21 protein-coding genes are annotated in these 21,321 nt (G+C 45.9%); 20 read left to right on the forward strand and 1 reads right to left on the reverse strand.

The genetic code is table 11. The features are described from left to right. Positions 1-130 precede the first annotated feature (130 nt). The 20 genes from smc (at position 131) to ACDE64_RS08760 (ending at position 19,539) form a co-directional block, all read left to right on the forward strand. Positions 131-3,676, forward strand: a complete 3,546-nt coding sequence (smc, locus tag ACDE64_RS08665) for a chromosome segregation protein SMC (protein WP_411349708.1) — start codon at positions 131-133, stop codon at positions 3,674-3,676. A gap of 237 nt (positions 3,677-3,913) precedes the next feature. Further along, a complete protein-coding gene (ftsY, locus tag ACDE64_RS08670) occupies positions 3,914-4,918 on the forward strand; it encodes a signal recognition particle-docking protein FtsY (protein WP_411346074.1) in 1,005 nt (334 codons plus the stop codon). 334 nt (positions 4,919-5,252) lie between these two features. After that, positions 5,253-5,903, forward strand: a complete 651-nt coding sequence (gene trhA, locus ACDE64_RS08675) for a PAQR family membrane homeostasis protein TrhA (RefSeq protein ID WP_411346075.1) — start codon at positions 5,253-5,255, stop codon at positions 5,901-5,903. Positions 5,904-6,164: 261 nt separating this feature from the next. Further along, positions 6,165-6,530 carry a YlxM family DNA-binding protein gene (gene ylxM, locus ACDE64_RS08680; protein WP_411346076.1) on the forward strand — a complete coding sequence of 122 codons (366 nt, stop codon included), beginning with the start codon at positions 6,165-6,167 and terminating at the stop codon, positions 6,528-6,530. A 164-nt stretch (positions 6,531-6,694) separates the two neighbouring features. Continuing rightward, a complete protein-coding gene (ffh, locus tag ACDE64_RS08685; protein ID WP_411346077.1) occupies positions 6,695-8,098 on the forward strand; it encodes a signal recognition particle protein in 1,404 nt (467 codons plus the stop codon). 51 nt (positions 8,099-8,149) lie between these two features. Beyond that, positions 8,150-8,422 carry a 30S ribosomal protein S16 gene (gene rpsP / locus ACDE64_RS08690; protein ID WP_367056319.1) on the forward strand — a complete coding sequence of 91 codons (273 nt, stop codon included), beginning with the start codon at positions 8,150-8,152 and terminating at the stop codon, positions 8,420-8,422. 193 nt (positions 8,423-8,615) lie between these two features. After that, a complete protein-coding gene (locus tag ACDE64_RS08695) occupies positions 8,616-8,846 on the forward strand; it encodes a KH domain-containing protein (protein WP_367056322.1) in 231 nt (76 codons plus the stop codon). Between the two features lie 91 nt (positions 8,847-8,937). Continuing rightward, on the forward strand, positions 8,938-9,459 hold the full coding sequence (rimM, locus tag ACDE64_RS08700) for a ribosome maturation factor RimM (RefSeq protein WP_411346078.1): 522 nt from the start codon (positions 8,938-8,940) through the stop codon (positions 9,457-9,459). After that, positions 9,459-10,241 carry a tRNA (guanosine(37)-N1)-methyltransferase TrmD gene (gene trmD / locus ACDE64_RS08705; protein ID WP_411350256.1) on the forward strand — a complete coding sequence of 261 codons (783 nt, stop codon included), beginning with the start codon at positions 9,459-9,461 and terminating at the stop codon, positions 10,239-10,241. The genes rimM and trmD overlap by 1 nt, the downstream gene beginning before the upstream one ends. A 34-nt stretch (positions 10,242-10,275) precedes the next feature. Next, the gene (locus ACDE64_RS08710; RefSeq protein ID WP_411349709.1) at positions 10,276-10,653 is read left to right on the forward strand and encodes a hypothetical protein; all 378 of its coding nucleotides are present in this window, start codon (positions 10,276-10,278) and stop codon (positions 10,651-10,653) included. A gap of 167 nt (positions 10,654-10,820) precedes the next feature. After that, a complete protein-coding gene (gene rplS / locus ACDE64_RS08715; RefSeq protein ID WP_322903850.1) occupies positions 10,821-11,165 on the forward strand; it encodes a 50S ribosomal protein L19 in 345 nt (114 codons plus the stop codon). A 470-nt stretch (positions 11,166-11,635) separates the two neighbouring features. After that, positions 11,636-12,304 (forward strand): signal peptidase I, encoded by a 669-nt coding sequence (lepB, locus tag ACDE64_RS08720; RefSeq protein ID WP_411346080.1) that lies wholly within the window; start codon positions 11,636-11,638, stop codon positions 12,302-12,304. A gap of 37 nt (positions 12,305-12,341) precedes the next feature. Further along, positions 12,342-13,202: a ribosome biogenesis GTPase YlqF gene (gene ylqF, locus ACDE64_RS08725; RefSeq protein WP_411346081.1), complete on the forward strand. Its 861-nt coding sequence runs from the start codon at positions 12,342-12,344 to the stop codon at positions 13,200-13,202. A gap of 27 nt (positions 13,203-13,229) precedes the next feature. Further along, positions 13,230-13,850, forward strand: coding sequence for a ribonuclease HII (locus tag ACDE64_RS08730; RefSeq protein WP_411349711.1), 621 nt, complete (start codon positions 13,230-13,232; stop codon positions 13,848-13,850). A gap of 428 nt (positions 13,851-14,278) precedes the next feature. Further along, positions 14,279-16,375 (forward strand): hypothetical protein, encoded by a 2,097-nt coding sequence (locus ACDE64_RS08735; RefSeq protein ID WP_411349712.1) that lies wholly within the window; start codon positions 14,279-14,281, stop codon positions 16,373-16,375. After that, positions 16,372-16,689 (forward strand): EscU/YscU/HrcU family type III secretion system export apparatus switch protein, encoded by a 318-nt coding sequence (locus tag ACDE64_RS08740; protein ID WP_411346084.1) that lies wholly within the window; start codon positions 16,372-16,374, stop codon positions 16,687-16,689. Before ACDE64_RS08735 ends, ACDE64_RS08740 begins: the two co-directional genes overlap by 4 nt. Then, the gene (locus tag ACDE64_RS08745) at positions 16,683-17,084 is read left to right on the forward strand and encodes a YraN family protein (RefSeq protein ID WP_411349713.1); all 402 of its coding nucleotides are present in this window, start codon (positions 16,683-16,685) and stop codon (positions 17,082-17,084) included. Before ACDE64_RS08740 ends, ACDE64_RS08745 begins: the two co-directional genes overlap by 7 nt. 206 nt (positions 17,085-17,290) lie before the next feature. Then, positions 17,291-18,958, forward strand: a complete 1,668-nt coding sequence (locus ACDE64_RS08750; RefSeq protein WP_411349714.1) for a YifB family Mg chelatase-like AAA ATPase — start codon at positions 17,291-17,293, stop codon at positions 18,956-18,958. Positions 18,959-18,972: 14 nt separating this feature from the next. Further along, positions 18,973-19,158, forward strand: coding sequence for a hypothetical protein (locus ACDE64_RS08755; protein ID WP_411349715.1), 186 nt, complete (start codon positions 18,973-18,975; stop codon positions 19,156-19,158). A 60-nt stretch (positions 19,159-19,218) separates the two neighbouring features. Next, positions 19,219-19,539 (forward strand): hypothetical protein, encoded by a 321-nt coding sequence (locus ACDE64_RS08760; protein WP_411349716.1) that lies wholly within the window; start codon positions 19,219-19,221, stop codon positions 19,537-19,539. 281 nt (positions 19,540-19,820) lie between these two features. On the opposite strand, the gene ACDE64_RS08765 is transcribed toward ACDE64_RS08760, so the two are convergent. Next, positions 19,821-21,008: a macrolide family glycosyltransferase gene (locus ACDE64_RS08765; protein ID WP_411349717.1), complete on the reverse strand. Its 1,188-nt coding sequence runs from the start codon at positions 21,006-21,008 to the stop codon at positions 19,821-19,823. Between the last annotated feature and the right edge of the window lie 313 nt (positions 21,009-21,321).

Genomic DNA, 21,321 nt, shown 5'->3' on the forward strand with positions numbered 1-21,321 from the left:
AAACAAAGAGCAAAGAGCAGTCACCGCCACCTTGCAACAAAGGCAAGAGGCACGACCGCTTTTTGCTCTTTTTCCATTGATGGCAAAGCAGGTAATTATGCTACAATAGCAATAGAGGTGAACACGAACTATGTTCCTGAAACGAATTGAATTAGCCGGCTTCAAATCATTTGCCGATAAAACGGAATTGGAGTTTGTCCAAGGAATTACTGCTGTTGTAGGACCAAACGGCAGCGGTAAAAGTAATATCTCCGATGGCATCCGCTGGGTGCTAGGTGAGCAGTCTGCCAAGTCACTCCGTGGTGGTAAGATGGAGGATATTATTTTTGCAGGTAGCGATTCACGTAAACCAGTCAGCTATTCCGAAGTATCGCTGACACTGGATAACGAAGATGAAGCGTTGCCGCTCGATTTTAACGAAGTGACCATTACCCGGCGCGTACACCGTAGCGGGGATAGCGAGTATATGATCAATAAGCAAGCGTGCCGGCTCAAGGATATTACCGAACTGTTTATGGATACCGGGATCGGTAAAGAAGCGTACTCGATCATTGGGCAAGGTCGCATTGAGGAGATTCTCAGTACGCGCTCGGAAGATCGACGCGGTATTTTTGAAGAAGCGTCAGGTATTGTGAAATACAAATCCCGTAAAAAGGATGCCGTGCGCAAGCTGGATGATACCGAGCAGAACCTGCTGCGCATCTTCGACTTGGTGAATGAGCTGGAAGACCAGATCGGTCCGCTGAAGGAGCAGTCCGAAAAGGCAATTCATTTTAAACAATTAAAAGAACAGTTAAAGCATAAAGAAATCTCACTGTATGTGCATGATATCGAACGTATTCACGGTTCGTGGACGACTGCAGGCGAGAAGCTCAAAGAATTAGAAGCTGTACAGCAAAAGCTGGCTAACGTTGTAGCCGGACACGATGCCAAGCTGGAAGATGAGCGGAATGCGCTGCGTGAAGCCGAGCAGATGGTGGAGCGGATGCAGGAACTGCTGCTGCAATATAGCGAGCAGGCAGAGAAGGCAGAAGGTCAGGTGGAGCTGCTCAAAGAACGCCGCCAAAATTTAGAGCAAAATCGTAAGCAGCTTGGTGTCGCTCTGGAACGCAGCGAAGAACGCACAAGTCAACGTACAGGCGAAACCCAGCAATTGCAAGATAAGCTGGCTGAGTTACAGCGTCAGTTGACCGAATTGAAGCAGACGCTTGCGACTGAAGAAGCGCAGCTAAACGATATCAATGGTGGCATTAGCCAGAATCGCGAGGAAAGTCTCAAAGGCGATCTGCTGCAATTGATGAATGATATGGCGAATATGCGTAATGAGATTCGCTACGCTGATCAGGAGACGGAAGCGACGCAGCGCCGAATGGTGCGAGCCGAGACCGAATCTGGTAAATGGCGCGACGAGAAAAAGCGACTGGAGCAGAGCAAAACTGCATTTACCGTTCAGTTAGAGAAGTTTGCCAAAGAAATCGCGACAGTACGCACAGACTATATCAAGCAAAGTGAGCAACTCAATGCGCTGCAAAAATCCGCCGAAGATATGCAGACCTCGATTCGTAAATGGGAACAGCGCCGCGAAGCGCTTATTTCTCGCCGTGATACGATGCAGGAGATGCAGGAGGACTTTGAAGGCTTCATGCTAGGTGTCAAAGAAGTGCTCAAGGCGTCTCGCAACAATCAGCTGCCAGGTGTACATGGTGCTGTCGCTGAATTGATCCGTGTGCCAGAGCATTTGGAGCAAGCGATGGAAACGGCACTTGGTGCATCCGTTCAGCATGTCGTTATGGAAAATGAAGAAATGTCCCGCCGCGCGATTGCTTTTCTGAAACAGCGTCAACTCGGTCGTGCAACATTTTTGCCGCTGGACGTTATTCGTCCACGTCGAATTCAAGATAGCGACAAACGACTAGCAGAAGGTGCCGAAGGCTTTGTTGGTATCGGTGCGGAACTTGTGCAATACGATGAGCGTTACGCGTCTATCGTGGGCAGTCTGATCGGTAGCGTAGTCATTGCCGAGACATTGGAACAGGCGAACAAAATCGCTGCCAGACTGAATTATCGCTACCGCGTGGTCACATTGGAAGGCGATGTAGTCAATGCTGGTGGTTCCATGACCGGTGGTAGCCAGCACAAAAAGAACAACAACCTGCTTGGACGCAAACGCCAGCTGGATCAGCTTGGTGAGCAAATTATCGAAAGCGAAGATCAGATCAAACGTCTGAGCGCTGAGATTATTACCGTGCGTGATCGACTGCAAAGTACCGAGAATCGTTTGGATCAATTGCGTGCTGCCGGTGACCGAAAACGTACCGAGGAGCAGCAAACGGCGGGTGAACTGAAGCAACTGGATCACGAATTCCGGCATGTGAACGAACAGTACGAGCTGTATGGGCAGGAGAAAACGGCGTATACAAGCGAGCTGGAAGGCATAGCCAAAAAGCGCAAAGAAGCAGAGCAAAAGCTGGCTGAATTGCAACAGCAGGAAGAGCGTATCCAATCTGCGATCCAGTCCGCCGAGCAACAGCGCAAATCGAACGAATCGGTCAAAGAGCAATTACAGGAAAAAGTGACCGATCTCAAAATTCGTGAGGGCAAGATCAGCCAGGAGATCTTTTCACTAGAGGAGCAAATGTCCCGCACTCACGAAGAATCTCAGGACTACGGTCGTGAGCTGGAAAGTAATCGTGAGCAACTGTCTATTCTTGTCCGCGATCTGGATAAAAACAGCAATGATCAAAAGCGCCAGCAAGAGCAGCTGGATCGTCTGCGCCGTCAACGCAGCGAAACGAGTGAGCAGCTGGAACAGAAGCGCGCACAGCGTCTTGCTTTACAGCAAAAGCTAGAGCAAGAAGAAGACAAAACTCGTCAGCAGCGCAACGAACTGAAGGCGATTGAAGATGAACTGCGTAAAACCGAAATTCAGGTCAATCGTCTAGATGTGGAACTCGAAAACATTCTTGCCAAGCTGCAAGATGATTATGAGCTAACCTACGAAATGGCGAAGCAGCGTTACGACTTGCCAGAGAATGTGGAGCAGACTGGTCGCGAAGTTCGCGAGCTGAAGCTGCAAATCGCCGATCTGGGTGAAGTCAATCTAGGTGCGATTGAGGAATATCAGCGTGTTAACGAACGCTACGAATTCCTGAGTGAACAGCAAAACGATCTGATCGAAGCCAAAACAGCATTGTATCAGGTCATCAAGGAAATGGACGACGAGATGTCCAAACGCTTCAAGCATACATTTGAAGCGATTCGCGGACAATTCGGTATGGTCTTTTCCAAACTATTCGGCGGTGGTCGCGCCGATCTGATTCTGGCAGATCCTGAGCGAATGCTGGAAACAGGCATCGATATCGTCGCCCAACCACCAGGGAAAAAGCTGCAAAATCTGCAATTGTTGTCCGGCGGCGAACGTGCATTGACCGCGATGGCATTATTGTTTGCTATTTTGCAGGTGAAGCCAGTGCCGTTCTGTGTGCTGGATGAAGTCGAAGCGGCATTGGATGAATCGAATGTGACGCGTTTTGCCCAATATCTGCGCGAATTCTCTGGTCAGACGCAGTTTATCGTCGTGACACACCGCAAAGGTACGATGGAAGAAGCCGATGTGCTGTATGGTGTGACGATGGAAGAAGGCGGCGTTTCGAAGCTGGTTTCCGTTCGTCTGTAAGAGGTGGACGGCGCGGAGATCGCTTAATCCGTACGTGATAGTCTATACGTTATTATGATGGCAATGTATTGAATGAATTATATATTGCCATTGTACGTATTATCATCCAACATGCAATCTTGTTTAGTTATTCCCGAATATACGGCAGCATTCTATCCACGAATCATGAATGTCTGCATCCTATCGGATCAATAAGGTACGTCTGTACTCACTAACTTATGTCGACGGAGGAATCCCATGAGCTTTTTTAAAAAATTGCGAGAGAGCATTTCGCAACGTACCGAAGCGGTAACTCAGCAGTTCCGTGATGGTCTGGAAAAAACACGCAAAGGTCTGGTCGATGCAGTGACCGATCTGGTTGTGCGTCGTAAGAAAATCGACGAAGAGTTTTACGAAGAACTGGAAGAAATTCTAATCAGCGCCGACGTAGGTGTAAATACCGTAATGGAATTGATCGATGATCTAAGAGTCGAAGTGAAAAAGCGCCGACTGGAAGATGCCGCTGATCTGCAACCTGTGCTGTCAGAGAAATTGACTGAATTGCTGCGCGGCGACGAGAACCCGGGTCTGAACATGAACCCAGACGGAATTACCGTTATTTTGTTTGTCGGTGTGAACGGTGTCGGTAAAACGACTACCATTGGCAAAATGGCGCATCGCTTCAAACAGGAAGGCAAAAAAGTACTGCTGGCAGCAGGCGATACGTTCCGTGCCGGGGCAATCGAGCAATTGGAAGTATGGGGACAGCGTGCAGGCGTAGATGTGATCAAACAGCAATCAGGTTCCGATCCGGCAGCTGTTATGTACGATGCTGTACGTGCTGCCAAACAGCGTAATGTGGATGTATTGTTGTGTGATACAGCAGGACGTCTGCAAAATAAAGCGAATCTGATGGATGAGCTGAACAAAATCTTCCGTGTGATTCAGCGCGAGATTCCAGATGCACCGCATGAAGTATTGATGGTGCTTGATGCAACAACCGGTCAAAATGCACTCAGCCAAGCAAAGCTATTTGGCGAAAAGAGCGGTGTTACCGGTCTCGTATTGACCAAGCTGGATGGTACAGCCAAGGGTGGTATTGTTATCGCTATCCGTCAAGAATTGAATTTACCAGTCAAATTTATCGGTTTGGGCGAAAAAGTCGGCGATTTGCAGCCGTTTGACAGCGAGCAATTCGTACACGCATTGTTTACCGGTCTCATTCAAGCAGAACTCGACGCTGAAGAAGGCAAAACCGAGTAATTGATTTCATTTCACTCTGTCATAATATAGAAACCACAATAAAGCCTGCTTTTCGCTGATACACCAATCGCTGACTAAACAGATGCGATGGTTGCTTTTCAGCGAAAGGCAGGCTTTTCTAATTAGGTAGAAGTATATTTCGCTACTACATCGTTCTATAACATAATGGATTAGAAAGAATAGACGTATTGAGCAAATGTACATACCATGTACACGACTACGCTGGAAATATCATGCACTTCCGGGTTACAATAATAACAACATATCACACCAGACACAGAAAACTGCTGGGCATCCAGCAGATCAGGATTGGAACCATGAGAGGAAGTGTACGATGGCGGATACACATATCTATACCCGGCGCGAAGAAGTTGCCAACGCGATTACGCACGGTATTGGCGCAGCATTAAGTGTGGCTGCACTTGTACTGTTGATTGTTTTCGCTAGTTTGAAAGGGACGCCTTGGCATATTGTGAGCTTTACTATATACGGCATTACGATGCTTCTACTTTATCTAAGCTCTACACTGGTGCATAGCTTTAACGAAGGTAAAGTCAAAGACCTGTTCGAGATTTTTGATCATTCGGCGATCTATTTGTTTATTGCCGGTACGTATACACCGTTTATGCTGCTTGCAGTGAAAGGTGCACTAGGTTGGTCGATTTTCGGTACTGTATGGGGCATGGCGCTGCTTGGTTGCGCGTTTAAAGCCTTTTTCGCGAAACGGTTTCTGTTTATGTCCACGATTTTCTATGTGTTAATGGGCTGGTTGATCGTGCTAGCATGGGGACCACTGACTGCATCGATTGCAACGGGCGGTATTATCTTGCTCGTTGCGGGCGGCATTATGTATACGCTCGGTACCGTATTTTATGTATGGAGAGGATTTCCGTTCCATCATGCGGTCTGGCATATATTTGTACTGGCAGGCAGTGTACTACATTTCTTCGCTGTTCTGTTTTACTTACTGCCATGGCAGTCGTAATATGATAGAAGCCAAACAAAAACAAAGTGTATACATCCTTTATCTACCTGTAATTTTCGGGTAGGATGAAGGATGTATTTTTATGGATTGGCTATGTTGGATAGACTAATTATTGCTTGCTATTCTCATTTGAAAATGAACTCTTTATCCAGTGCGAATATGTTAAGGGAAAATGCTTGACATCATCCTGTATTTTAGCTATGATATAAAACGTTGAACATCACTGTAAAGTGTTTTTCCTTGACGGAGGGAGTGCCCCGTATGAGTCAAGAGAATCGGCTCGAAAAGACGAACCGAATTAATTTATTATTCGACTTCTATGAACTGCTGCTGACCGAAAAACAGCAAATGTTCCTTAAATATTATTTTCACGATGACTATTCCCTCGGCGAGATCGCTGCGGAGTTTGATATTAGCCGTCAGGCGGTTTACGAACATATCAAGCGTGCCGAACAGGTGCTGGAGATGTACGAAAACAAGCTGGGACTGATGGACAAGCATTACCGCCGCTCGCGACATTTGGAACAGCTCAGAGTCATTCTGGAGCAGGACGGTTGGAACGAAGCACAACGAACCGAAGCGTTACAGCTGATGTCGGAGCTTGAACAAGTGGACGATATGTCCTAAATACGAACCTGTGCGCCGCAATCCGGATTAGAACTGTAACGCCGGATACGGTATAATATATAGATACTGACACTTTGAACCAAAGTACAGTACACGAAGCTGCATATAATGGAAACCATGCTTACGGCATGATGGCATAGAACAGGAAGCGAGGTGAAGACAATATGGCATTTGAAGGATTGACGACACGACTGCAAAACGTGTTCAGCAAGCTGCGCGGCAAAGGCAAAGTATCCGAAGAGGATGTAGGCGAAGCGTTGCGTGAGGTACGACTGGCATTGCTCGAAGCGGACGTTAACTTCAAGGTGGTAAAAGAATTTATCGCCAAAGTGAAGGAAAAAGCTGTCGGTCAGGACGTGATGGAAAGCTTCACTCCTGGCATGGTCATCATCGATATCGTAAACAAAGAGCTGACGGAGCTGATGGGCGGAACGCAGGCGAAGCTTGCGAAGGCAACCAAGCCACCAACCGTCATTATGATGGTCGGTTTGCAAGGTGCTGGTAAAACGACCACCTCTGGCAAGCTGGCACGAATGCTGCAAAAGCAGAACCATCGTCCATTGCTCGTTGCAGGCGATATTTATCGTCCGGCTGCGATCAAGCAATTGCAGGTTCTCGGTGAACAGATCAAGGTGCCGGTCTTCACACTGGGCGACCAAACAAGCCCGGTAGAGATTGCTCGTCAGGCATTGCAAGAAGCCAAAACGAACAATAACGACTACGTAATCATCGATACCGCAGGTCGTCTGCATATTGATGAAGAACTGATGGATGAACTTCGTCAGATCCACGAATTGACCAATCCAGATGAAGTACTGCTCGTCGTTGATGCGATGACCGGTCAGGATGCGGTCAACGTAGCGGATAACTTTAACAAACAACTGCAATTGACCGGGGTCGTATTGACCAAGCTCGATGGCGACACTCGTGGTGGTGCAGCGCTATCGGTCAAAGCCGTTACGGGCTGTCCGATCAAGTTTGCTACCCTCGGTGAGAAGCTGGATGCGCTGGAAGTGTTCCACCCGGAACGTATGGCTTCCCGTATTCTCGGTATGGGCGATATGCTCTCCCTGATCGAGAAGGCGCAGCTGAATATCGATGAATCAAAGGCGAAGGAAATGGAGCGCAAAATGCGCAACGCCGAATTTACCTTTGAAGACTTTTTGGAACAGATGGATCAAGTGAAAAAGCTTGGCCCGCTCGACCAAATCATGGATATGCTGCCCGGCATGGGTAAAATGAAACAAACGCAAAATCTTCAGGTGGATGATAAGCAGGTTGGTCGGATCGAAGCGATTGTACATTCGATGACGATTCAAGAGAAGCAGCATCCAGAAGTGATCAACAATAGCCGTCGCAAGCGTATTGCAGCAGGTAGCGGAACTTCCGTAGCCGAGGTGAATCGTCTGATCAAGCAATTTGATGAAATGCGCCGCATGATGAAACAGTTTTCGGATATGATGGACCCGAAAGCAATGAAGGGCGGCGGCAAGAATAAAATGATGAAACAAATGCAAAAGTTGAGCAAAGGCGGTGGGGGCGGCGGTTTCAAGTTCCCATTCCGTTAAAACTCACTTTACAGATACCAGTTATGAATTAGTTTAAGGAGGTGAATTCTCTTGGCAGTACGCATTCGTCTGAAACGTATCGGTGCTCACAAAGCGCCTTTCTATCGTATCGTTGTTTCCGATTCCCGTTCTCCTCGTGATGGACGTTTTATCGAAGAAATCGGTACTTACAATCCAGTTGCAGAACCATCTGTAACTAAAATTGATGAAGAAAAAGCTCTGAAATGGCTTCAAAACGGCGCACAAGCTTCTGACACTGTTCGCAACTTGCTCAGCAAAGCTGGCGTTATGAAAAAATTCCATGAGCTGAAACAGCAAAAATAATTGCTGAATATGCTTGGCCCTATGAAGCGTTAGCTAACAGCTAGCGATTTGACGTGAAGCGCGATTTTATACAAAATTGCGCTTTTGTCAGGTCTGCTGCTGATGGCGGCGCTTTGGGCTGCTATTGCAGCCTGTTTTGACGACAACTGATTTTGCACCGCAACATATTTTGTCTACTCCGGAGGATGAAACGATGGAACAATTAGTAATGGTTATTGCTAAAGCTCTGGTGGATCATCCGGAAGATGTGTCTGTGAACGTGGTGGAGAAGGAGAACCTCATCGTATACGAACTAAGCGTCCACCCGGACGATGCTGGCAAAGTAATTGGCAAGCAGGGACGTATCGCGAAGGCTCTTCGCACCGTTGTCACATCAGCCGCGGTAAAGACACATAAACGGGTTACGGTTGATATCATGTCTTAAAAATGTATGCCAAAGGGCTAGGAGGATTCCTAGCTTTTTTGCGTACATTTTTATCATTATTATAGTATAAAGATCATTAAAGGAGCGTTTTATGGCACAGCAATGGTTAATGGTGGGCAAAATCGTCAATACACATGGTATTCGCGGTGAACTGAAAATTTATCCGAATACCGATTTTCCGGAAGTGCGTTTTGCACCAGGCAACAAACTGATGATGTTTAATGAAGAAAACGGAAATCAGCAACAAGTGGAGATCCAATCATCCCGTTTGCAAAAAAATATGTATGTCGTGCGCTTCAAAGGCTTTGGCAATATTAACGAAGTGGAACAATACAAAGGTTGGGCGCTGCGCGTAAGTAAGGATGAAGCGGTCGAGCTGGAAGAAGACGAATACTATTTCCACGAGATCATTGGCTGCGAAGTTGTAACTGAAGAAGGTGAGTCACTCGGTATTATCAAAGAAATTCTGACACCGGGAGCGAATGATGTCTGGGTTGTGAAACCTGCCAAAGGTAAAGATATTTTGATTCCATATATTCATAATGTCGTGCAGGAGATCAATATTGAAGACAAGAAGATCATCGTGCATATTATGGAAGGCTTGCTGGAATGATGAAGATCGATGTATTGACCCTTTTCCCGGAAATGTTCACCGGTGTATTTGGTTCGAGTATTCTCGGTAAAGCTGCTGCCAAGGGCATTGTTGAGCTACATGCGGTCAATTTTCGTACCTATTCCACTAGTAAGCATGGCACGGTTGACGATACGCCGTATGGCGGTGGTGGAGGTATGGTGTTGAAGCCAGACCCGATCTTTGCAGCAGTAGAAGATCTGTTGTCTAGCCCAAAGCCGGACCTGTCTGAACAGTCCGCTGAGGCAGAAGTAGGTGTGAAGCCGCGTATCATTTTGATGTGTCCACAAGGTGAGACGTTTACACAGCAGAAGGCGGAAGAATTGTCTCGCGAACAGCACTTGATCTTCATTTGTGGTCATTATGAAGGGTATGATGAGCGCATACGAGAGCATCTGGTGACCGATGAGTTGTCAATCGGTGATTATGTGCTGACAGGTGGTGAACTGCCCGCAATGACCGTTGTAGACAGCGTGGTACGTCTATTGCCCGGTGTGCTTGGTAACGAAACCAGTGCAGTGACTGACTCATTCAGTACCGGCTTGCTGGAATATCCGCATTATACGCGTCCAGCTGAATTTCGCGGCATGAAAGTGCCTGAAGTATTGCTGTCCGGTCATCACGCCAATGTAGAGAAATGGCGGCGTGAGCAATCACTGCTGCGTACATGGGAGCGTCGTCCCGATCTGCTGGAACAGGCAGATTTGACAGATAAGGAACGGCAATGGTTGAAATCAAAAGATTCTGAGCGAAAAGGCAACTAACGCGGGTAAGGTTACAAAGATAGGAGTCTGGAACATGTCAAATTCTAACGAAGTCACCAAACCTGCGATTGGTTGGGTACAGCGGTTAAGCAGTGATCTGCGCAGTCAGGGCTATGCTTCCATACTGAACATTACCTTTTCGGAGCAGGAAGCGGATTCCGTTATTGGTCAGCTCTTACCGGAGTTTAAGTATTTGTTGTATATCGATGCTGATGAGCGTAAGAAATATTTTATCGCCGACTATGCTGGACGTAATACGGTAATCAAATTGCTGGATCGAATGATAGACCAAAAGAAAAGCGCCCGTCTGAATATCGACGAGCATGATCGTGTTGGGTATAACCGCTATAGTGGCGAGATCCAGCACTTGGATGAACTCAAAAAAATGCTGCTACAGGAGCGTTTTGGTTGATCTGAAAATAAAGTGAATGATCCTTCAAAAAAGTATTGTCAGCTTCTATAAAAGTATGATATGATTCGAATGTTGTGTAAATACGATGGTCCTCTGCAGACAATGATGAGAAGACGTAAGGTCTTCCTGAGTCGCAAGAACATCTGTGCGGAAGGAGGGAGTCATAGATGAATATCATTCAGGCGATTACTCAAGATCAACTGCGTAAAGATATCCCTAATTTCCGTGCCGGTGACACTTTGAAAGTGCACGTTAAGGTAATTGAGGGAACTCGTGAGCGCGTTCAGTTGTTCGAAGGTGTTGTAATCAAACGTCAAGGTGGAGGCATTGGTGAGACTTTTACAGTTCGTAAAATCTCTTACGGTGTAGGTGTGGAAAGAACTTTCCCAGTACACTCCCCTAAGATTGATAAACTCGAAGTGGCTCGCCGTGGTAAAGTGCGTCGTGCGAAGCTGTACTATCTTCGTGAACTTCGCGGTAAAGCAGCGAGAATTAAAGAATTGCGCCGTTAATCCCATTTGGGACAATGGTTGGAAAGGGCTTGGTCATACAAGCCCTTTTCTTTATGTTAAAGCTTACTTAATTGCATAGGCAGGTTGTCATTCCGCCATACAGTTTTACGGAAATGTCGTTTTTCATCCAAATGGACCGCTGTGTACACCAGATCTTGATTGGTATACGTGCTGTTGCGTCTGTCGCATTACGCGTCAGAACGACGTAAACGGTTTATTTTTATGGTAAAATGACCCGCAGCTGCAGACGGAATTTTTTGTATCATGATCTATGTATGTATTGTCATGAAGAGGTTCATATCAAACTTGACAATCATAATCCTTCAAAATTTGGTTTTTACAAAATTGTGTGTAAAATAGATTAAGGAATCGTATAGGTACTTGGTAACATTGACACTGGGGATGTTGCCTGATGGTTCAGACCGGTACATATACAAAGCGCCAATTCAACCAGGAAAGAAGGCATAGTTATGGAGCAAGATAAACAAAATAATCATGTAGCAGAGACAGCTGAGCCTGTCGTGGTACAGGACACGGATACCGTACACACTTCTGAATCCGAAACTGTTCCACCCAAAAAGAAAAAAAGCGAAGCGAAAGAATGGATCAAGGCGATTGTAGTAGCATTGCTGCTCGTTATCGTAATCCGTGGCTTCCTGTTTGAACCATTTATTGTAGATGGACCATCCATGCAGCCGAATTTCCATACAGATGAGCGTGTGATCGTTAACAAAATTCTGTATGATATTCGTGATCCACATCCAGGCGAAGTGGTTGTATTGAAAGTCCCTTCACAAAATCGGGATTTCATTAAACGGGTGATCGCTGTTGGTGGCGATACAGTCAAGGTAGAAGGCGATACTGTCACAGTAAACGGTAAAGCCATTAGTGAACCATATATTCAAGCTGCCATTGATAAAGCACATGCACAAGGCAGTGATTACAATATTAACAATTTCCCAACCGAACAGATTCCAGATGGCAAAGTGCCAGCAGGTTATGTGTTCGTGATGGGTGACAACCGCTCCAATAGCCAGGACAGCCGGATGATCGGATATGTGCCTCTGGGCGATATCATCGGGCGTGCCGATGTTATTTTCTGGCCATTGAGCGATGCGCAGTGGATTGATCATTATTAATCCCTGACTCTATTTTAGGATGTAAGGGGGAAAACCTGTGACCATTCAATGGTTTCCCGGACATATGACCAGAGCGAGACGCCAGATCGAAGATAAGCTGAAGCTGATCGATATGGTAATCGAGCTGTTGGACGCGCGTTTGCCGCTGTCCAGCCGTAATCCGATGATTGATGAAATTTTGCAAAATAAACCAAGATTGATTGTTCTGAATAAATCCGATCTCGCTGATCCAGTGACGACAGCAGGCTGGGTAGATTATTTCAAGCGTGAAGGTCATGAAGTACTCACGCTGGATGCTGCAAGTGGACATGGGATCAAAGAAATTCCAGAGCGTGCCAAGGTATTACTGAAGGAACAGCGCGATAAACGTGCGGCAAAAGGCATGAATCAGCGCCCTATCCGTGCGCTAATCGTCGGCATTCCCAATGTCGGCAAATCTACATTGATCAACCGTCTTGCCGGTAAAAGCATTGCTGCTACCGGTGATCGTCCCGGCGTAACGAAGGGACAACAGTGGATCAAAGTTGGTACGGAAATGGAATTGCTTGATACACCAGGTATTCTATGGCCGAAGTTTGAAGATCAAGGTGTAGGTTATCGACTCGCTGTAACGGGAGCGATTCGTGAAGAAATTCTGAACGTAGAAGATATCGCTTACTACGGGATGAAATACATTTGCGAATATTACTGGGACAATATTGCTGAGCGCTTTGATCTGGATGAGCGACCACAAGATCTCGATAATCCGAATGATATCGTGGAGATTATGGAAGGGATCGGTCGCAAGCGTGGCTGTTTAATGAGCGGCGGTCGCGTCGATCTGGAGAAAGCGTCCAAAGTAATTTTGCGCGAATTGCGTGCAGGGAAATTAGGTCGCATTTCGATGGAAACACCGTAAAAAGGAAATGAATATGGAGGGACTGCCGTGTCTGAACTGCTGAATTATGAGCGGGAATGCTGGGCTGCCGGATATGAACATGTAGCTGGCGTGGACGAGGTTGGTCGTGGTTGCCTATTTGGGGATGTGGTCGCAGCTGCGGTCATTATGCCGCAGGAGATACTCATCGAAGGCGTCACCGACTCCAAAAAATTAAGCGACAAAAAGCGTGAGCAACTATATACGCAGATTATGGATCAGGCGCTTGCTGTCGGTATCGGTCACATTAGTGCTGCCATTGTGGATGAGATCAATATCAAGCAAGCAGCACGATTAGCGATGAAGATTGCCCTTGAGCAATTGACGGTAAGTCCTAATTATATTCTGGTCGATGCAGAAAAGGTCGATCTGCCACAACCGCAACGTAGCATTATAAAAGGTGATGCCAACAGTCACAGTATTGCTGCTGCTTCTATCATTGCCAAGGTGACCCGTGATCGTCTTTGTGCAGGGGAATGGGAAGAGCAGTATCCGGGCTACGGCATTGCTGGACATAAAGGCTATGCGACCAAGCTGCACCGCGAACGTATTTTGGAGCTTGGGGTTACACCGCTGCATCGTCGTAGTTTCCTTGGAAATTTGCTGCTGGAACAACCGACATTGTTTTGATGTGATGAGGCAGTGATCAGGTAGGATGCAGTAAGTAGGGATTTACTATTGCTTGATGCACTATGTATGGTGATCGTAAGTGCAACAGCTGCGTAACCACTGCATAAAAATGCAATTGCGCTTCTATGCGGAATGCGTTACGATATGAGGTATACAAGACCTGCATACAGAGAAGTATGCGAACGTCATGGGAAGAACCCGAATCTTTGACCAAAGATCGGGTTCTTTTTGTATCTTGTCTACTGTAACCAATGATAAAGATGCAAGCCGCTACGAGGCGAAGGCTTATTTTGTACGGTTATGACATTTATAACTCATCATAACAGGCGAATAAACCGATAAATAAACCATATATTCTGGTGCGCACGGTATACATACATTGTGTTACAAGCACCATGTGAACAAGCATGAAGATAGGGGGAGAAGTTATGAATATCGGTTCACTGTTCCGTGGAATCATGGGCGATAGCAAACCCGGCGAAGCCAAACAAATGGAATTGAAAGAAGGTCAGGTTGTCCGCGGAGTAGTGACCAGTGTATCTGAAGATGGTCAGGAAGCAGTCGTTCAGATTCAAGGTGTCAAAGTACGTGCCAAGCTGGAAACACCACTTCAGCAGGGAGCGACAACACTACTGCAAGTTCAGCCGCCCGGCAAGGATGGTATGCCTGTACTCAAACCGGTAACCGCCAATACGACAGGTCAGCAACCCGCTGCTTCGATGAATGATTTGCTGGAATCGATGAGTTTACCAGATACGAAAGACAATCGCGAAATGATTACTCAGATGCGTTCTGCCGGTATTCCGTTAACCGCTGAGAACGCTAAAAATATCCAAGCCTCACTCACACAAAAGCCTTCGTCTGTACCGCTCGGCGAATGGGTACAATCAGCGGCGGTTGCTATTCAGCGTGGTCTACCTGTTACCGGACAAAGTGTTGCTGGTTTACAGCAGGCGATCTTTGGACCGCCACTACACGAAAGTTTGGATAACTTAAATAATCTGCTGCGTACAGTAGCTACGCAAACGCTGGGCAATGCTGCTTTGGCAGATCAAGCTGTACCAGAGGGAACATTACCAACGAATACGGCTACAGCTCAGAACAATACCACAGCTACCAGCGGAAACACTACATCCGCAGTCAACAGTCAACATACAGCATCAACAGCGAATACTGCTGCTAATGCCAATACAGCAACTACCGCTGGGCTAAGCACTGGAACTGCCCAGTTGCTTGATAAGCTGCAACATGTCATTCGCCAGTTAAATAGTCTTGTTCCACAAGCGGAACCTAACGAAACTGCTCCACAGCAGAGCAATGCTACAGTGAATAATCAAAGTCAATCGCCGACAGCGGAAGGTCAGCAGGCAAGCGCCACTGCCAATACAACAACACCAACAACTACACAAGGCAGTACCAATAGCTCGCCATGGTTAGGGCAGGTGATGAAGCTGCTGGGTGCTGAGTATGAGCAGCAGACGGTACGTGCGGCACTGACGCTTACTTCGACACCAGCTTCCACAGAGCAATCCAATGGTCAGCCAGCGGCGAACGCCAATCCTGCGAATGGCAATGCGTCATTGAGTGGGAATCATGCAGCAGAGCAGGCGGCACGCAACATAACAGGCAATACACCGCCGCCTGTCAACAATCCGCTCGCCAGCAGTCCAATTCCGAATCCATCTGCACCGGTACCACCGCAGGCTCCAAAAGTGCCGAATGGAGCGCAAACAGCTTCGGCTACCGCTTCTTTGGCAGATGTAGAAGTACCAGATGCTCCACAGACACCGCTTGCGCCTAGTACAGCCAATCCAGCTGCAACGAATAACGAGCAAACGACTGCTCAGCCAAGCAATAACAATACTGCTAATCCATTGTTACGTGGAACGGCGGATAGTACGGATGCACAACCTGACCCGGCTAATCTCATTCCTGCATCCCATGCGTCTGCTGAAGAAACGATAGCCAAAGCACAGGATACATTGAAAGGATTACTGTTACAGCTCAGCAGTGCAGATGATGCGCCGCCGGCTTTAAAAGATGCTGCTCAGCAACTCGTTCAACAGCTGACTGGGCAACAGCTACTGTTAAATACCGATCGTACGGCCCCTTTTGCTCAAGTTACGATGTTTGTGCCGTTTAATGGACCAGATGGGCAGGAAACAGCTTCGGTTCAGATTCAGTCTCAGCGTGGTGGGAAAGGAGAGCTGGATGCGTCCAATTGCCGCCTCTGGTTTGATTTGGATATGAAGACGCTTGGTCAGACGCTGCTGGATGTACAGGTCGTTGATCGCATCGTTACACTCAAAGTGCATAATGATCAGGAACAGTTGGCACCGTTTGTAGAAGGTAAAAAGCAGGATATTTCTGATGCTATCGGTAATCTTGGATATCAGTTGCTCTCGCTACAATTTGCGCCGCTACCTGTACGTTCCACTACCGATTCATTGTTAGGTACAACAAGTAGCGATATTACCGATCAATACGCACCACCTGAATACAAGGGAGTTGACATGAAAATATGAATACGCCCAAACGTCAACCGTCCAAAGCGAATACCATCAGTGCTAAACGCGCTGTTGCTCTTAAATATGATCCTGCTCAAAATGCCGCTCCAGTCGTCGTAGCCAAAGGACGCGGTAGAATTGCTGAAACGATTTTGGAAAAAGCACAGGAAGCTGGCGTAATTATTCAAGAAGATCCAGCGCTGGTCGAAGTCTTATCCAAGCTGGATCTGGATCAGCAAATTCCAGGTGAATTGTACGATCTGGTCGCTGAGATTTTATCGTTTATTTATCGCACTGATAAAAACTACTCGCCCGGTTTGGATATATGGTAAGTAGTCACGACAGACCGGACGATCGCAAACGAAAAGGAAACATTGCCGAAGATATTGCCGCGTACTATTTGGAACAACAAGGCTATACGATTGTACAGCGCAATTGGCGTTGCCGTAGCGGTGAGTTAGATATCATCGCTACAGAGCTAAACGAATGTACGACAGCTCCTGCTATTATTGTAGTGGAGGTTCGGAGCCGTGCCAGCGATACACATGGTACGGCAGCCGAATCGATAGATTGGCGTAAACGCAAACAGATTCGTGAAACGACCTCTGTCTATGCACACCAAAATGGATTGTCTGGTTACGCTTTTCGGTATGATGTGATTACGGTACAGTTGAATCGTCATTATCAGGCGATTCATATGGAGCATTGGATCAAAGCATTTGTATAAGTATCACGCTACATACGATGAACGTAGAAGTAACCGAATATGAGTTATTATGTTTTTGAAACGAATACTATTGTACTAAAAATACATTGTACGAGAAAATTGAGGAAGCACCCATTTTCGCAATGAATATGCGTTGCAGAACAGGAATCAGCAAAGGCTGTACATGATCTGTACTGCAACTAGCGAAAAGAGAGGGTGTTTTATTTATGTATGGAAAACTGTATAGTGCCTGCGTGCACGGAATTAATGGCGTTATGGTCGAAGTAGAAACGGATCTCTCCAATGGACTGCCCATGGTATCGATCATTGGCTTGCCGGATTCAGCAATCCGCGAATCGGTAGAACGTGTTCGTTCAGCGATCAAAAATTGCGGGTTTACGTTTCCGTCGCAACGTGTCACTATCAATCTCGCACCAGCGGATCTTCGTAAGGAAGGCTCGGCGTTTGATCTGGCGATTGCACTTGGCATACTTGTCACGAGTGATCAGATTGTATTTCCTCAGCAGGAGCAGATGCTATTGATCGGTGAATTGGCACTGGATGGAACATTGCGTCCGGTAACTGGTGTATTATCTATGGTCGATACGGCGCGTCAATATGGGCTGAAATCAGTTGTTTTACCGCTGCAAAATGCTGCTGAAGCTGCATTGGTCGAAGGTATTTCTGTATACGGAATTAGGCATATTAATGATCTGTTTGCAGCTGAACAGCAAGTTTCCGAAGTCGGCACGGAACAATTCCAATTCCATATTCCTGGTCAGCCTTCGGTACTGGTCAAAAAGATTGCGTCAGAACATGCCCATCCTTCATCTTATCCACAGAAACAGGTCAATATGAAGCCTTTATTATACGTACGTGAATCTGTGGATACACAGCAAACTCTTACCTATCATATGAAAGAAGATTATGCCGATGTATTCGGGCAGCAACATGTGAAGCGTGCACTGGTTATCGCTGCTGCTGGAATGCATAATATTTTGCTGCTGGGACCGCCCGGTACAGGCAAGACGATGTTAATCAAACGATTGCCGACCATTTTGCCGCCGCTGAGTGAAGAGGAAGCACTGGAAGTGACCAAAATTCTAAGTGTAGCCGGCAGATTCAAAGAGACTGGTGAAGGCTTGATCCGTGCACGTCCATTCCGCTCCCCTCATCATAGCATTACCGCTTCTGGTCTGATTGGCGGCGGAGCTATTCCTAAACCCGGTGAAGTGAGTTTGGCACATCAGGGCATATTGTTTTTGGACGAGTTCCCGGAGTTTCCAAGACCGATTCTGGAATTGCTACGTCAGCCGTTGGAAGATGGGGAAGTACATATTAGCCGTTCACGTGCTGTCTTTACGTTTCCAGCATCCATGCTGCTTGCTACAAGCATGAATCCGTGTCCATGCGGATTTTTGGGTAGCGATCATCCTTTGCAGCGCTGTACATGTACGGAGAATAGAATTGCACGCTATCGTGCCAAAATCTCCGGTCCATTGCTAGATCGAATTGATCTGCAAATCGAAGTGCCACGTCCAAGCGAACGCGATTTTCAGCAATCGGAGACTTCTCAGCCTGATGGCTATGATTCGACTACAATGCGCCAGATGGTATTGGATGCGCAGCATATTCAGCTAGAGCGCTATAAAGGGACCGGCATATACTGGAATAGCCAGTTGTCAGGTAAACTGCTGCGACAGCATACAGTGGCGACAACCGAAGCAACAATGCTGCTCAATGCTGCTTTTGAACAATTGGGCATGAGTATGCGTGCACGCGATCGGATTTTAAAATTAGCGCGTACGATTGCTGATCTGGAGCAGAAAGATCAGCTGGATGCGGTACATGTTGCAGAAGCAATTCAGTATCGGCAGTTGGATCGGAAGGTGTAAATCCTTTTAGGAGAATGGAAAAAGAAGGTGAGGCATTGTGCATCGATGCTCAGCGATTTTTTGGAGATTTACTTTGGAAATTAAATCATTTGCAGTTGGATATTCTTTACGATACAGAAGGATTTGATGACGTGGACAAAGCAGATTTGGAGAATTCGATTCAGTGTATGATTGAGAATTTAAATGAAGCTTTGCAGTGAAATTCAAGAACATAGAATGACAATGCTACCTACTCTGGAAAGAGGAAAGAGGAGATTGGAATGAATACCGATGAACTCAAAGACTGGATTCTCAGGCACGAGATTGAGAAAAGGACGATAGAATGTTTTTGGCTTAATTTTAGATGTTATGAGACAGAGGAACAGGAAGAATGCAAACATTTTTTTGGGAGTTTTGATGAAGCTGAATTGCAGGTGAAGATATCACAAATTGCTTTGATGTTAGGGAATTATCCAAAGTTCGATTATAATCATATCGTCTCGTACATTCCGATTATTTATAAAGGTAAGAACATTGGGCTATATCGTCTTTACTTTGAATATAGTGGGGCAATCAGCGATGATTACTTTACTTTGTATTAATGGATAGGTTTGAGAAGTACAATGAACGAAACGAAAGGAAAACTGTTGCGTTATTTCCGTTCAGTCTTAGCAAAATGAGAGAACATACGAAGAGTACATAAGAGAATAGGCTGCCTTATAAAAAAAGACAGCCTGTGTTTATCGCATTACATCAATTTTATGTGAGAGTTTATCATACCAGTTGAGATATCATTTATCACACAATCACACAATCACACAATCACACAATCACACAATCACACAATCACACAATCACACAATCACACAATCACACATCGAGCCTAAACGGATTTGATTTTTAAAAAGTTATCAATGCGCTCCAGTGCTTCGGCTGGACCGCCAGATTGATGGAAGCTGGCGTTGATTTTTTTGACATTTTCTTTATATGCCGGATTACATAATACTTCATCAACTGCTGTTCGCAGTGACTCCACATGGATCTGGTCTTTGGTAATACGATAACCAGCTTCTAGCTCTACCAGTCGCTGTGCGACCATCGGTTGGTCTTTATCCTGTGGCAATACAACCAGCGGAACATTAAAATGAACGGCTTCATTAACACTATTCATTCCACCATGCGTAATAATTACAGCTGTATGGTTCAACACTTTCAATTGAGGCACATACGACGAAATTATAAAGTGATCAGGTGCAGGATTCAGCTTGGAGAGATCTGCTTTTTCTCCCGCAGCGATAACAACGACACCTTTAAAATCAGCAAAGGCTTCAATACATGTGTTGAAAAATTGCTCCACTTGATCCAGTACTGTTCCCATAGAAATATACAGCACCTGTTGACCTTCCAGCCGCTCCAACGGGAAGTCAGAATTGTCCACGCGCTCTGGAAAGCTTGGACCGATAAAAATATTATTGTCGCCGAACAATTCGATCTTAGGTTGAAAATATTTACTTGTATAAACAACCGTTAGTTGTCCCACATTATTCATAAATTGAATCATACCTTTGGGCGAGACGCCATATTGCTGTTGCATCAAAGCCAGCGAATCGTTCATCTGTTGGTTCGGCTCAAAGGGTACAGGACCTTCATTACGGAAAATTTTATCTGCCATTGCATGATCCGGCATTAGAAACGAAGCGGAGGAACCGATAGCTGGCACATTCAGATACTCACTCACTAATTCACCAGCTCCGAATTTATCGAAAATAACAAAATCAAAATCAATCGTTTGCTTCAATTGACTGGCAATTTCCAGATTCGCGAGCGAGGTTTGAATGTGAATATTCAAAAAGTCGTTCAATCCTTCTGTTGTTTTGATATTCACTGCTGACATACGCATCCAGTCCGTATGCAAATGGACAGTTGCACCAACTGCTTCCACACGAGCTTTGTATTTTTCAGTCGTAATATAATGAACTTGATTGCCGCGCTCGGTAAATGCTTGTACCAATCCGAGTGTAGGATTCACATGACCTTCTGCCGGGAAATTGACGAATAAAATGTTAAGCATGACGTACCACTCCTATTCTCTATACTTGAAAATACATATTCGCCATGATCTTGGTCACATCGAATACGAAGTTACATGCACTTTCAGTTATACACGTTTACTGGTAGAAAAATCAACTTTGTACAAAAATTCTCTGTTTTGTTCACACATGCGATGTATACAAATATCATTGTTATTACATATAAATATTCGACATATTCTATATGTATTTATACATTTGATTTGCATCATGAAGATATGAATCAGAATATGTAATAATATATGTATTTTTATAATTATGAACAAGGGTATATGTAAATATATATGTAAAGGT

Origin of the sequence: Paenibacillus sp. WLX2291 (assembly GCF_046603665.1) — a bacterium.
In the GTDB taxonomy this organism is placed as follows: domain Bacteria; phylum Bacillota; class Bacilli; order Paenibacillales; family Paenibacillaceae; genus Saccharibacillus.

Bases quoted from the DNA above. Each gene is read 5' to 3' on its own strand.
- smc (WP_411349708.1), top strand. From the start codon at position 131: ATGTTCCTGAAACGAATTGAATTAGCCGGCTTCAAATCATTTGCCGAT.
- ftsY (WP_411346074.1), top strand. From the start codon at position 3,914: ATGAGCTTTTTTAAAAAATTGCGAGAGAGCATTTCGCAACGTACCGAA.
- trhA (WP_411346075.1), top strand. From the start codon at position 5,253: ATGGCGGATACACATATCTATACCCGGCGCGAAGAAGTTGCCAACGCG.
- ylxM (WP_411346076.1), top strand. From the start codon at position 6,165: ATGAGTCAAGAGAATCGGCTCGAAAAGACGAACCGAATTAATTTATTA.
- ffh (WP_411346077.1), top strand. From the start codon at position 6,695: ATGGCATTTGAAGGATTGACGACACGACTGCAAAACGTGTTCAGCAAG.
- ACDE64_RS08695 (WP_367056322.1), top strand. From the start codon at position 8,616: ATGGAACAATTAGTAATGGTTATTGCTAAAGCTCTGGTGGATCATCCG.
- rimM (WP_411346078.1), top strand. From the start codon at position 8,938: ATGGCACAGCAATGGTTAATGGTGGGCAAAATCGTCAATACACATGGT.
- trmD (WP_411350256.1), top strand. From the start codon at position 9,459: ATGAAGATCGATGTATTGACCCTTTTCCCGGAAATGTTCACCGGTGTA.
- ACDE64_RS08710 (WP_411349709.1), top strand. From the start codon at position 10,276: ATGTCAAATTCTAACGAAGTCACCAAACCTGCGATTGGTTGGGTACAG.
- rplS (WP_322903850.1), top strand. From the start codon at position 10,821: ATGAATATCATTCAGGCGATTACTCAAGATCAACTGCGTAAAGATATC.
- lepB (WP_411346080.1), top strand. From the start codon at position 11,636: ATGGAGCAAGATAAACAAAATAATCATGTAGCAGAGACAGCTGAGCCT.
- ACDE64_RS08735 (WP_411349712.1), top strand. From the start codon at position 14,279: ATGAATATCGGTTCACTGTTCCGTGGAATCATGGGCGATAGCAAACCC.
- ACDE64_RS08740 (WP_411346084.1), top strand. From the start codon at position 16,372: ATGAATACGCCCAAACGTCAACCGTCCAAAGCGAATACCATCAGTGCT.
- ACDE64_RS08745 (WP_411349713.1), top strand. From the start codon at position 16,683: ATGGTAAGTAGTCACGACAGACCGGACGATCGCAAACGAAAAGGAAAC.
- ACDE64_RS08750 (WP_411349714.1), top strand. From the start codon at position 17,291: ATGTATGGAAAACTGTATAGTGCCTGCGTGCACGGAATTAATGGCGTT.
- ACDE64_RS08755 (WP_411349715.1), top strand. From the start codon at position 18,973: ATGGAAAAAGAAGGTGAGGCATTGTGCATCGATGCTCAGCGATTTTTT.
- ACDE64_RS08760 (WP_411349716.1), top strand. From the start codon at position 19,219: ATGAATACCGATGAACTCAAAGACTGGATTCTCAGGCACGAGATTGAG.
- ACDE64_RS08765 (WP_411349717.1), bottom strand. From the start codon at position 21,008: ATGCTTAACATTTTATTCGTCAATTTCCCGGCAGAAGGTCATGTGAAT.